13 protein-coding genes are annotated in these 11,576 nt (G+C 56.9%); 6 read left to right on the top strand and 7 right to left on the bottom strand.

What is annotated here, in order from left to right; all coding sequences use genetic code 11:
* Positions 1-3 precede the first annotated feature (3 nt).
* Positions 4-744 carry a hypothetical protein gene (locus C8N36_RS08035; RefSeq protein ID WP_097804207.1) on the bottom strand — a complete coding sequence of 247 codons (741 nt, stop codon included), beginning with the start codon at positions 742-744 and terminating at the stop codon, positions 4-6.
* A gap of 57 nt (positions 745-801) precedes the next feature.
* Here C8N36_RS08035 and C8N36_RS08030 point away from each other — a divergent pair, with 57 nt between their 5' ends.
* Genes C8N36_RS08030 through C8N36_RS08015 form a run of 4 tightly spaced genes read left to right on the top strand, consistent with a single transcriptional unit; the run spans position 802 to position 3,241 of the window.
* Entirely contained in the window at positions 802-993 is a 192-nt protein-coding gene (locus C8N36_RS08030; protein WP_097804206.1) for a DUF6494 family protein, read from the top strand.
* Between the two features lie 3 nt (positions 994-996).
* Complete coding sequence (locus tag C8N36_RS08025) at positions 997-2,058, top strand: Mrp/NBP35 family ATP-binding protein (RefSeq protein WP_097804205.1); 1,062 nt, start codon at positions 997-999, stop codon at positions 2,056-2,058.
* The gene (locus tag C8N36_RS08020; RefSeq protein WP_097804204.1) at positions 2,055-2,759 is read left to right on the top strand and encodes a DUF4444 domain-containing protein; all 705 of its coding nucleotides are present in this window, start codon (positions 2,055-2,057) and stop codon (positions 2,757-2,759) included. Before C8N36_RS08025 ends, C8N36_RS08020 begins: the two co-directional genes overlap by 4 nt.
* Entirely contained in the window at positions 2,759-3,241 is a 483-nt protein-coding gene (locus C8N36_RS08015; protein WP_097804203.1) for a DUF6505 family protein, read from the top strand. The genes C8N36_RS08020 and C8N36_RS08015 overlap by 1 nt, the downstream gene beginning before the upstream one ends.
* A gap of 56 nt (positions 3,242-3,297) precedes the next feature.
* Here C8N36_RS08015 and C8N36_RS08010 read toward each other — a convergent pair whose 3' ends face one another.
* The 6 genes from C8N36_RS08010 to C8N36_RS07985 all read right to left on the bottom strand — a co-directional run bounded on the left by C8N36_RS08010 (position 3,298) and on the right by C8N36_RS07985 (position 9,474).
* Positions 3,298-4,098 (bottom strand): ABC transporter substrate-binding protein, encoded by an 801-nt coding sequence (locus C8N36_RS08010; protein WP_097804202.1) that lies wholly within the window; start codon positions 4,096-4,098, stop codon positions 3,298-3,300.
* A complete protein-coding gene (locus C8N36_RS08005) occupies positions 4,095-4,808 on the bottom strand; it encodes an energy-coupling factor ABC transporter ATP-binding protein (RefSeq protein ID WP_097804201.1) in 714 nt (237 codons plus the stop codon). Before C8N36_RS08005 ends, C8N36_RS08010 begins: the two co-directional genes overlap by 4 nt.
* Positions 4,805-5,509 carry an ABC transporter permease gene (locus C8N36_RS08000; RefSeq protein WP_097804200.1) on the bottom strand — a complete coding sequence of 235 codons (705 nt, stop codon included), beginning with the start codon at positions 5,507-5,509 and terminating at the stop codon, positions 4,805-4,807. Before C8N36_RS08000 ends, C8N36_RS08005 begins: the two co-directional genes overlap by 4 nt.
* A 248-nt stretch (positions 5,510-5,757) precedes the next feature.
* Positions 5,758-7,308: a heme biosynthesis protein HemY gene (locus tag C8N36_RS07995; RefSeq protein ID WP_097804199.1), complete on the bottom strand. Its 1,551-nt coding sequence runs from the start codon at positions 7,306-7,308 to the stop codon at positions 5,758-5,760.
* A 15-nt stretch (positions 7,309-7,323) separates the two neighbouring features.
* Positions 7,324-8,727, bottom strand: a complete 1,404-nt coding sequence (locus C8N36_RS07990; protein WP_141468009.1) for a COG4223 family protein — start codon at positions 8,725-8,727, stop codon at positions 7,324-7,326.
* A 42-nt stretch (positions 8,728-8,769) separates the two neighbouring features.
* Positions 8,770-9,474 carry a uroporphyrinogen-III synthase gene (locus C8N36_RS07985; RefSeq protein WP_097804197.1) on the bottom strand — a complete coding sequence of 235 codons (705 nt, stop codon included), beginning with the start codon at positions 9,472-9,474 and terminating at the stop codon, positions 8,770-8,772.
* A gap of 73 nt (positions 9,475-9,547) precedes the next feature.
* On the opposite strand from C8N36_RS07985, the gene tsaD reads away from it, so the two are divergent.
* Both tsaD and C8N36_RS07975 read left to right on the top strand, forming a co-directional pair.
* Entirely contained in the window at positions 9,548-10,627 is a 1,080-nt protein-coding gene (gene tsaD, locus C8N36_RS07980) for a tRNA (adenosine(37)-N6)-threonylcarbamoyltransferase complex transferase subunit TsaD (RefSeq protein WP_097804436.1), read from the top strand.
* A complete protein-coding gene (locus C8N36_RS07975; protein ID WP_097804196.1) occupies positions 10,624-11,574 on the top strand; it encodes an NAD(P)H-dependent glycerol-3-phosphate dehydrogenase in 951 nt (316 codons plus the stop codon). The genes tsaD and C8N36_RS07975 overlap by 4 nt, the downstream gene beginning before the upstream one ends.
* The last annotated feature ends 2 nt before the right edge of the window (positions 11,575-11,576 follow it).

Below are 11,576 nucleotides of genomic sequence, written 5' to 3'. Positions count from 1 at the left end.
CTGTTATTGATGCACCAACGGTTTCCCCAGATCGGCGGCTTGCAGCCCCGACACATAGGCCAAGATCGCCGAAATTTCGTCCAGCGTCATTTCGACGGGCACGATAGGTGGTGGTCGATCGAGGGGGAACGGGTCCGTCAAATCCGCCACTTGGGTAAAAGACGGGTGGGGGTTCAAATCATAAAACGTCGCGAACCGTTCTTGCCAGTCGGACAGGCTGCGCAACACGAAAAAACTAGGGGTCGATCCAATGCTGGTCAGCCGCGTCGCTTCGTCCACAACGTGGCATCGGGCGCACTTGGTTTTCGACGTGGTGTGGCCCAAAACGCTATTGCCCTCAAGAGTCATATCCTCGGCCTCCGCCACGGTTTCGGGGGGTGGTGTAAACAACGCGGTCCCTTGTGGTGCAAAGCCGGTGATCGTGCGCATGCCAACTTCAGAACGCAGCCATTTGGCAAATCGGTCCGTACCGGCATGTCCTTCACGCTGGCGTTTCACGTGCCAAACTGTTTGCCCACCCTGAAACAACGGTCGACCATCCGCACCCAGCGCAATGTCCGCCTGTGCCGGATCACTGACCAGCTCAACCTTGATCTGGGTTTTCAGAGAAAAACGCGGCAAGATGTGTTTCAACAATCCGGTTTCCGCCAATCCCTGCGGAACATACAACCGAACCAAGCGATCTTCTGCAACCGCAGTCAGCGGCAGCAAAAGCAACAAAGTAATGAAAAGGCCTATACGCATACCCTTAGGGTAGGCGTCGATGGGTCGATCCGTCAACGGGTCCGATAGGAGTAGACGATGAGCGACGATTTCAACATGTCCATGCGCAAGTTTCTCAAACAGGTTGGTGTTACATCCCAACAAGCAATTGAGGACGCGATGCGGGATGCAAAGGCAGACGGAAAGACCTTTGCAGTCAAAGCCGTGATCACCATCGAAGAGCTGGACATGACGCATGAAGTCACTGGCGAAATCAAAGGGCAGGATTGATCCGTGGCAAACAGAGAAGCCGTTCTTGAGGTTCTAAAAACCATCACCGACCCAGTTGCCGGCGGCGACATTGTTGCCAGCGGGGCCATGCGTGCATTGAATGTCGGCGACGGCACCGTGCGCTTTGTGATCGAAATCGCACCCGAACATGCCAAACTGTTCGAACCGGTCCGCGACGAAGCAGAAACACGGGTCAAGGCAATTGACGGCGTCAACAGCGTCTCGGTTGTTCTGACCGGACATTCCAACGCCGCGCCGCCGGATCTGAAACCATCGAAACCCGCCGAACCCAAAGGCCCACAACGCATCCCCGGCATCGCGCATATCATCGCCGTTGCATCGGGCAAGGGCGGTGTCGGCAAATCCACAGTGTCGGCGAACCTCGCCTGCGCCTTGGCCGCGCAGGGCCGCAAAGTTGGACTGCTGGACGCCGATGTTTACGGGCCCAGCCAACCAAGGATGCTTGGCGTCAGCGGCCGGCCCTCTTCACCGGATGGCAAAACAATCCTGCCCATGCGTAATCACGGTGTCACGATGATGTCGCTTGGCCTGATGACAAATGATGACCAGGCTGTCGTTTGGCGCGGTCCGATGCTGATGGGCGCGTTGCAGCAAATGCTGACGCAGGTTCAGTGGGGCGCATTAGACGTTCTGATCGTTGACCTGCCGCCCGGCACCGGTGACGTCCAGATGACTCTGGCCCAAAAAGCCCTTATCGACGGTGCCATTATTGTTTCCACCCCCCAAGACGTTGCATTGATCGACGCCCGCAAGGGGATCGATATGTTCAATCAGTTGAACGTGCCCATTTTGGGCATGATCGAAAACATGTCGACTCACGTATGTTCTAAATGCGGGCACGAGGAGCATCTTTTCGGGCATGGCGGCGTTGCCGCTGAGGCCGCGAAACTGGGTGTTCCCTTGCTTGCCGAAGTACCTTTGCACCTCGACATTCGATTGGCTGCAGACGGCGGCGCACCCATCACTGTCAGCGCACCGGACGGCCCACAAGCACGGGCCTTTCATGACATTGCCAACGCACTGGTGGCATGGGGCAAAGCATGAGCACGCCAGACCTGCAGTTCCCTCCGTTGATGTCGGGCGAAGCCTGCGAAGGCAGTGCCTTTGAAACGGCCTGCCAGCGCGCGATCATGGGCTGCGAGGCAGGGCTTGTATGCTATCACCTAGGGGCCAGCGCGCTGGAAGGCGCGTTGGTTTTCGCCCCAGAAGTGCCGCTACGCGAAGCCATGGCTATGCTGCCTTTGTGCGGGATCAGCTTCCAGAATGCTCTGGGGGCTTTGGCCCCGCCCGAAGTCGCTGTGCATTTGGAATGGTCAGGAGGGATCTTGGTCAATGGCGCATCCTGCGGGGGCTTTCGGGCAATGGCTTCGGATACGAACCCGCAGGCCGTGCCGGATTGGCTGGTGATCGGTTTCACCCTGCCCCTATGGCCCGAGGATGATCGCCCCGGAGACAGGCCCGACCAAACCGCGCTATATTCCGAAGGGTGCGCCGATGTGCAGGCCCCGGCTTTGCTTGAAGCATGGTCCCGTCACTCCTTGAACTGGATCAACAAGTGGGAAGGCGAAGGCACCCGCCCCTTGCACGCCGAATGGCGCGGCTTGGCGCATGGCGTTGGCGAACCTGTCACCCAAGGTGCATTGACCGGCACATTCTTGGGAGTCGACGAGGATTTCGGCATGCTTTTGCGGGATGACACCGACACCCATTTGATCCCTCTCACCTCATTGTTGGAGAACAGCTGATGAAACTCGCCCGCGCGATCCATTTTGACGAATCCGACCAACGTGTTTTCCATTCCCCCGCCCAAACAGGCGAATGGTGCGTGTCAGGCGGGTTCGAATTTTCCAACTGGTCCGAAGCCGATCTTAGCGGCAAAGCCAGACAGGCCTTTGCAAATGGCTGGTTCGGGCTCGAAACGTCAGGCCGTGTGACATTCGTCGCGGTGACCGACATCACTGAGGCAGAACTGGCTGTGCTGATCGACCTTCTGGCACAGCATTTTGTCACCTATTACGGCGCACCATCGGTTGAGGCCGCGCGCCCGGTTGCCAGCGACGAGCTGACTCACATGGTCGATTTATGCGACGATCACACCGCGAATACTTTGCTGACGGTGTCACGTGAATTGACCCCCTCGGGGGTGCGCGAAGCCTTTCGCGTCATCGAGCCGCAAGATGCGGGGCTGGACCAGTTGGCGATCCACGGGTCTGTAGACGAGTATTAAACGCAAACCCCCGCCTGTTTAGGGGCGGGGGTTCGTATTCAACGGCTGGAACACGCCTATTCGGCGTTGAACACAAACAAAGTTTCGCCATTGATCTTGTAGGTATCAATCAGTTCTTTGGCGCGATCAGACACCAACCACCCCTCCAGTTTTTTGGTCAGATCCGTTTTGACATGTGGATGCAATTCGGGATTGACCGGCAAAAACGCATATTGGTTGAACAGCACAGGATCGCCCGCATACAGCAGCGCAAGGTCGCCTTTGTTGCCAAAGTTCAGCCAACTTGCACGATCGGACATGATATAAGCGTTCATTCCGGATGCCGTGTTCAAAGCCGCCCCCATGCCTGATCCGACGGCGCGATACCAATCGCCAAATGTTTCTGGATCCAAATTGGCGGACCCCCACAGACTCAGCTCTTTTTTGTGGGTGCCACTGTCATCGCCGCGGCTCACAAAACGGGAACTGCTACTGGCAATGTTTTGCAACGCGCTGACCGCAGTTGGCACTCCGTCGATGGCAGCGGGATCGTCTTTGGGGCCGATAAAGACAAAATCATTATACATGATTTCGCGGCGATTGGTGCCAAAGCCGTCGGCCAGAAACTTTTCTTCGGCCTGACGGCTGTGTACCAAAATCGCATCCACATCTCCTGCGCGGCCAAGTGTGAGCGCTTGCCCCGTACCAACCACCAGCAACTGAACCTCAAGATCCAAATCTTTTTCGATTTCCGGCAGCAAAACATCTGCCAATCCCGAATTATTAAAAGACGTGGTCACCGCCATTTTCATAGCATCCCCCGCATAAGATACGGTGCCAATAACAGCGGCAAACAGGCTAGCAACTATCAGTTTCATTCCACGATATCTCCCTTGAGGAATGCAGCGGCCTGAGGTGTTTCAGGCGCAGTAAAAAACTTGGACGACGGCGCTTGTTCATGCACCTGCCCATTGAGCAAAAACACTACAGTATCAGCCAACCTGCGTGCTTGACCCATATCATGTGTGGACAAAACAAGACGGGTTCCATTGCTGCTGGCCTCATGCAAAATCGCTTCGATCTCTCGCATTGCACGACCATCCAATGATGCGCAAGGTTCATCCAGAAAAACCAGCTTGGGGTTAATGATCAATGCCCTCGCAAGGGCCAGTTTTTGCTGCTCGCCACCTGACAGAACAGGTGCAGGACGGCGTAGCATCTCTTGCAAACCAACACGCTCGGCCCAGTTTTGCGCCAAATCGCGCGCTTCGGCTTTGGGCATGCCGTGGGCGCGCAAAGGATAAATCAGATTTTCCTCGACCGACCGGCGCAACATCACTGGCCGTTGAAACACGAAGGCCTGATTGTGGCGGGCCTGCTCGGTTGGACAAGCCCAAGTGATTGAGCCTTTGGTCAAACGCGCGGCCCCGTGCAGCAGGCGCAGCAAAGTTGTTTTGCCCGCGCCATTTGGCCCGATCACGACACATGTCCCCCGCCCGTCCAAGGTCAAATCGACCGGGCCCACCAAAACCTTGCCGCGCCGCGATGTTATGGCCCCTTTTGCCACCAATGGAAACAGAGTGCTCACCAACGCCCCTCCCGTTCGGTCCGGCCCAGCCAATGGATCGCCAAGTTGACAACAATTGCCAAGGCGATCAACACAAAGCCAAGCCCCAGCGCCAAGGCAAAATCACCTTTGCCTGTTTCAAGCGCAATGGCCGTGGTCAAAACACGCGTAGAATGGTCAATGTTGCCGCCGACAATCATGATCGCCCCAACCTCGCCGATGGCGCGGCCGAACCCTGCCAGCGAGGCCGTCAACAAAGCACGGCGCGCATCCCACAAAAGCGTCGAAATCTTTTGAAACTGGGTGACATTCATCGAAATCAGCAGATCGTGGTATTCAGCCCAGAGATCGCGCAACGATTGATGTGCAATGCTGGCGATGAGCGGAACAATGATGATGACCTGAGCTATCACCATTGCCGTTGGTGTGAACAGCAATCCCAACACACCAAAGGGGCCAGAACGCGACAATAAAACATAAACGACAAGGCCAACCACAACCGGCGGCAACCCCATCAAAGCATTCAACACTGCGATGACTGTACGGCGCGCTTTGAACCTGCGCACCGTTAGCAACGCGGCCATTGGCAGTGCAATTGCCGAAGCAACAACCAAGGCGATCAGGGTGACTTGCAAGGACCGCAAAGCGATCTCGACCAGCTCTGCGTCCAATGTCACCACAAGCCAGAATGCGCGGGACATACCATCCCACAGATCAACCATGTCTGCTCTCCCCAACTTCGGCCGCACTATTGCAACCCTAGCCCGGTGGATACAGGGCCAGACGCCATGATTTTTTACATAGGAGATGTTTTTTTGCGCAATGACGCAGTCCCTTGGACAAAAAGTCCGGCAGGTGCGACGCAGCAGACAAGAGTGTGGAAAAAACGACCGAGGACCATAAAGTTTGAAAAGAGCCGGTCAGATCAAAAGAGGCGGGCCGAAGTCGCTCGGCCCGCCTTGGCTATCCGTTACTTCTTTGCCTCGCCCTCGGGCTCGGTGATGGTTTCAGCCTCTTCGATCACCTCAGCGTCCGGCGTAACATCCTTGGCCGTTGCGTCTGTGTCCGAAGGCGCATCAGCCTCGGGATTTGCGACAACGATGTCGACAAGATCCTCGTCCGACTTATCCTCAAGTGCACCGATAATCAGTGGCAGCATATTGGCACCAGCTGGCAGCACAACTTCGGACTGAGGCGGATTGGTCCAGCTCAGCGTATCGAAAGCACTACAGTTGGTGCAAAGCGGAGCCCACTCGGCGTGGATCGTGTTACAGTTTTCGCAAACCCACTGAGGACCGCGCGGCGCAGTCACCGCCTTGGCCAGCCAGCCGCGAACAACCGTATCTGGCGAACCTTCGCCGCGTTCAATAGCAGCCATGATCGCCAAAACGCGGGCGTCTGCGTCGGTATCAACGAGGTTGCCAATTGCACGCCGCGCTGCCGGGAAATCTTCGGCAGCAAGGTTTAGTTCCGCAGTCAACAATTTGGTTTCGCGGTGGTCGGGAACCAAACGCAACAGCGGATCAAACCGCTTCAGGCGGGCTTCTGGTGTTTCATTTGGTTCAATCGCTGCAAAAGCTGCGGCCAAATCCGGGTGTGGATGTGTGGTCCATGCTTTTTTGAGAACTTTGATCGCAACCCGCTTGCGGTCCTGCGCAATCAAGCTGCGCGCAGCCATTGCCGCCGCGGGAACCAGATCAGGCGACGCCTTGTTGGCGGCAATAGCTGCCTCAGCCGCTGCGGCGCTTTGCTCACCGTCCTTGATTTCGATCGCGTTCGACAAGGCCAAAACTGCATCACGACGCTTGTACACATCGCGCGGCATTGTGCCGGTCTTCAGCTTGGCGGACAGGGTCTGGCGTGCCCCGGCCCAATCTTTGGATTCGGCCTGCAAGCGCAGAAGCGTATCGCCGACTTCGCCATGTTTAGGCTTGATCGCAAAGGCACGTTCCGCAAGCTTTAGCGCTGTATCTGTGTCACCAGCCTCAAGCTTTTGCTTCATCAATCCGCGCACACCGACAAATCGGGTGGTTTCGGTCTTCAAAAGACGCTTGTAAACTTCTTCGGCCTTTTTGGTATCGCCAACCATTTCAGCTGCCTGAGCGGTTATCAGATCCGTCAGCTCTGGCTTGTGCAGGTATTTTTGCGCCTTGTTGGCCTTGGCAATCGCCAAGCGTCCTTCGCCAGAAGCGAGGGCCATCATACCTTCGGACAGCGCCTGATAGCCTTTGCGTTCGCGGTTGCGATCAAAATAGCGGCTAATCGCGGTTTCATCCCCGTTGATCCACCGCAACAGCGCCACCAGAAAGCTGGCGACTTTGAACAACACATACAGCACACCGATCATCAAGATCAGCAGCATCACAAGTTTGAGCGGCCCAAGCGTGTATTCCATGCCAAACAGGATAAATCTGGCCTCGGCCAGACCGGAGCCGTCGCTTTCGATTAGAAAACCTGCCCCGAGGGTCAGCGCCGCAACCAGAGCGACGAACACGATAATCTTGATAAGTGACCAAAGCATAATTCGTGACCCTTACTATTTGTTCAATTCCTGGGACAGAGCGGCAGCAGCCGCCAGCGCATCCCGTTGCATTCCAGCTTGTACCAACCAGCCATCCAGTTCGGCTTTGGCGGCATCCGGGAGCGCATCTATTTCGGTTAGTGCTGTGTCCAGATCACCTGATTTCACAGCCGCTTCGGCGCGTGAAAGAACGGCGTCCGGATCATCCCCTTCGCGCGGAGTTACGGATCGCGCACCCAGTTGTTTTTGGAAGAAACTGGCCAATCCTCCCCCGTCTGCCTCTGCCTCGCCGCCAGCCTTACGGGCCGCATTCAAAGCATTGCGGGCAAGTTCTGGAAATTCACCGGCAAGCGCGGTCAGTGTCGGCACACCGTCTGCCGCGACCGAACTCAACGCTGCGGGAACAGCAACGCCGTTGTCCGTCAGAACCGCCAAAGGCTGCGCAAAGGATTTACCGGTTTGCAGCATTGCAGTGATTTCGGCGAGCGCAGCACGGCTTGCGGCCAGAGTCGCGTGACCTTCGGCATTGGATTCAGCTTGAATAGCCTCGGCTGCCATGGCTTGAATTTCGACCCGCTGCACTTCTAGCGCCGCTTGTTGATCGGTGATCGACTTGCGCAATGCGTCCAGCTCACGCTCATAGGCCGCGATGGATTCTGGCGAAACGGCATCGGCCATCGGGGCCTTTTCGATGGCTGTCAAACGGCTGTCAAAACTGGCCAGTTCATCCCCCATCGCTTTCAAAATCGCTTCGGATCCATTGATCTGATCCTCAAGACCCGCAACAGAGGCAACAACCGGGGCAAGGTCGATAATCTCAACCGCTTTTTGCGTGTCAGCTGATTGCGCCACCAACGTTTCAATCTGGTCAGACTGCGATTTTAGCGCGCCGCGGGCTTCCTCCTCAAAGGGATTGGGCGCGGGTTGGGGAAAGAACGGCAGCGGCGTGCCAACGAACTGCGCGGCACCGAACCCCAAAATCGCGGCAACGGCTCCGCCAACTGCGGTGGACATGAAGCCACTTTTTTTCTCAACAACGGTTTCGCGAATGACCTGCGGTTCGGGCGTTTCCGATGGACTGTCTTTAAAAGAGGTCTCAACCGTTTCGTCCACAGCTTCGGCTTCTAGCGGCACGTCAGCATCATCCGAGGCCTTCGCCTCTTCAAGCAGTACGTCTTCGACAGGTTCGGAAGCGTCTTCAATCGTCGCATCAGGCGCGTCTTCGGCGACATCGGCCTCAACAGCCTCTGACACAACGTCATCGACAGACGCTTCAACTTCGGCTGCCGCATCTGTAGCCTCTTCGACCACAGCTTCGATTTCAGTTTCTACCGCTTTTGCTTCGGTTTCTACCGTTTCGACAATCTCTTCGGCTTTTGACTGATCCTTGCCAGTCCTGCCTCTTCTGGATTTTGCCACGTTCGCCACCCTTTCAACACACCCGATATATAGATCGAGTCCTTAGTCCTTTGCACAAGCTCTTTCCAGCAATTCGGTCACTAAAGTAACCATTGCCGACGACTCAGGCCGTGCTGCAACTTTCAATTCCGTTTTATGCAGCCCGACGAGCGGCTTGACCACAGCTTCACTCATAGCCGCGACAAGAAGCGGCGCTTTGATGCTGTTTTTCGCCAACAAAGCCGCTGTTCTAGGCGAAAAAACCGGGGCCACCACGGGTGTATCGCCCATAAGAGCACGATGCGCATCAATGCTTGGCGGCAATTCAGGCTGATCATACAGCACAGATTCATCTGTGGTGATTCCTTGCGACGTCAAACGCGCCGCCACATCCCCCTGCGCAAAAGTGCCCCGCACATGCAAAAGAGGTCCAATCCCCGGTTGATCGGCAATCCATTTCACCAAATCATCCGCATTGCCGTTTGCACTTTGGGCTGGAAACCCGGCATTTGCTGCGGCCATGGCCGTCGCATTTCCAACCGTGAACGCAGGCAACACAGGGCCACCTGCTTTGACATAGGCCTCGACCCCATGGGCCGATGTGAACACCAATCCGCGAAAATCAGCCATCTTTGGCAAGTTCCCCGAAAAGGAAATTCCGATCAAAGGCGAGAATAGCGGCGTGAAGCTACCAGTCAATTTAGCCACGAATCTACGAGACGCCGCATCAGGGCGTGTCATCAGTAGAATGGGCTTAGTCTGCGGCATCGTCGCTCCGGGATTGTCGCGCGCTTTAGTGGGTGGTACTCCGGTGCCTCAGGCAACGCAACGGGAAGACCGTATGACATCTCCCCTTATACTTGGGCTGGAAAGCAGCTGTGACGACACCGCGGCAGCGCTTTTGCGTGGACGTGACGTGTTGGCATCGGTGGTGCTTGGGCAAACGCAGCTGCACGCCGAATTCGGCGGTGTGGTTCCGGAGATTGCCGCGCGCGCGCATGCTGAGCGCCTTGATGGTGCAATTGAACAAGCTTTAGACGAGGCCAAGGTGACTTTGCCAGACATTGACGCGATCGCAGTGACCGCTGGACCGGGCTTGATCGGTGGTGTCTTGTCGGGTGTGATGATGGCCAAGGGGCTGTCAACCGGCCTGGGAAAACCATTGATCGGGGTGAATCATTTGGCAGGCCACGCATTGACCCCACGCCTGACAGACAGCCTGACCTACCCCTATTTGATGCTGCTTGTCTCTGGCGGGCATTGCCAGTTTTTGGTCGTACGCAGCGCCCAAGACTTTACCCGGCTTGGCGGAACAATCGACGACGCCCCGGGCGAAGCTTTTGACAAAACCGCGCGGCTGTTGGGGTTGCCGCAACCGGGTGGCCCGTCGGTGGAACACGTCGCCCGCAACGGCGATGAAAAACGGTTCCGGTTTCCCCGACCTTTGCTGGACCGCGCGGGTTGCGATCTGTCTTTTTCCGGACTTAAGACTGCATTGTTGCGACAGCGCGACCAACTGATTGCCGAAAAATCAGGGCTGACAGAGCAAGACCGCAATGACATGTGTGCCGGGTTTCAAGCGGCCGTGCGGGATGTTCTGGCAGAAAAAACCCGCCGCGCCATTGCTCTTTACTTGGCGGAATCGCCGGCCGAACCTGCCTTGGCGGTTGCTGGCGGTGTTGCGGCAAATATGGCCCTGCGCACTGTGTTAGAGTCTGTTTGTGCCGACAGCAGTATACGTTTTACCGCGCCGCCCTTAAAGCTATGCACAGATAACGCGGCCATGATTGCCTACGCAGGATCCGAGCTGTTTGCCGCTGGGATTACCGATGACATGACGCTGTCCGCCCGCCCCCGGTGGCCGCTGGACAAGACCGCCGTCCCCCTCATCGGGTCAGGAAAAAAAGGGGCAAAAGGATGAGCATCTCGATACTCGGAGCCGGAGCATTTGGAACCGCTTTGGCGATTTCACTGGCACAAAACGGGCCAGTCACCCTGTGGGCCCGCGACGTATCCGCGATGCTAGAAACCCGTGAAAGCCCGCGCCTGCCCGGCCTGAAAATTCCCGATGCGGTTCACATTGTGTCCGACTTGGACGTCGCGCTTGAGGCCGATACAATTTTGCTATCCATCCCCATGCAGCGGTTGTCAGGACTGATGGACCGCATCGACACCCCGCTGGCGGACAAAACCCTGGTGGCCTGCTGCAAGGGTGTTGATCTGCGAACCGGCTTGGGCCCGACTGGGATTTTGCAGGCAGCCAAACCAGACGCAAGTGTTGCCATTCTGACAGGGCCCAGTTTTGCGGCAGACATTGCGCGCGGCCTTCCCACCGCCTTGACCTTGGCTTGTGCAGTCGACGCTGTGGGCAAACGGGTGCAGCACCAGCTATCGACGCCATCCTTACGCCTGTATCGCAGCACTGATGTCGTCGGAGCAGAGCTGGGCGGGGCGTTGAAAAACGTGATGGCCATTGCCTGCGGGGCTGCCATTGGGGCTGGTTTGGGCGATAGTGCTCGCGCCGCATTGATGACTCGCGGGTTTGCCGAAATGACCCGCTTTGCTGCTGCGCAAGGGGCCCGCCCTGAAACAATGGCCGGTCTTTCCGGTCTTGGTGATTTGGCGCTGACCTGCACATCCGATCTGTCACGCAACTATCAACTTGGGCTTGCGCTTGGCCGAAAAGAGATCTTTGATCCCTCGGTAACTGTCGAAGGGGCCGCAACCGCTCAGGCCATGGACCGGATCGCAATTGATACCGGCCTGTCCTTGCCAATATGTCATGCCGTCGCCGCCTTGACCCAAGGGCGCGTCACCGTAGACGACGTGATGGCGCAACTGCTTTCCCGCCCATTGAAGGAAGAATAATC

Origin of the sequence: Pelagimonas varians, from assembly GCF_003208435.1 — a bacterium.
GTDB classification, from domain to species: domain Bacteria; phylum Pseudomonadota; class Alphaproteobacteria; order Rhodobacterales; family Rhodobacteraceae; genus Pelagimonas; species Pelagimonas varians.
This window is presented reverse-complemented; position numbering and strand designations above follow the sequence as displayed.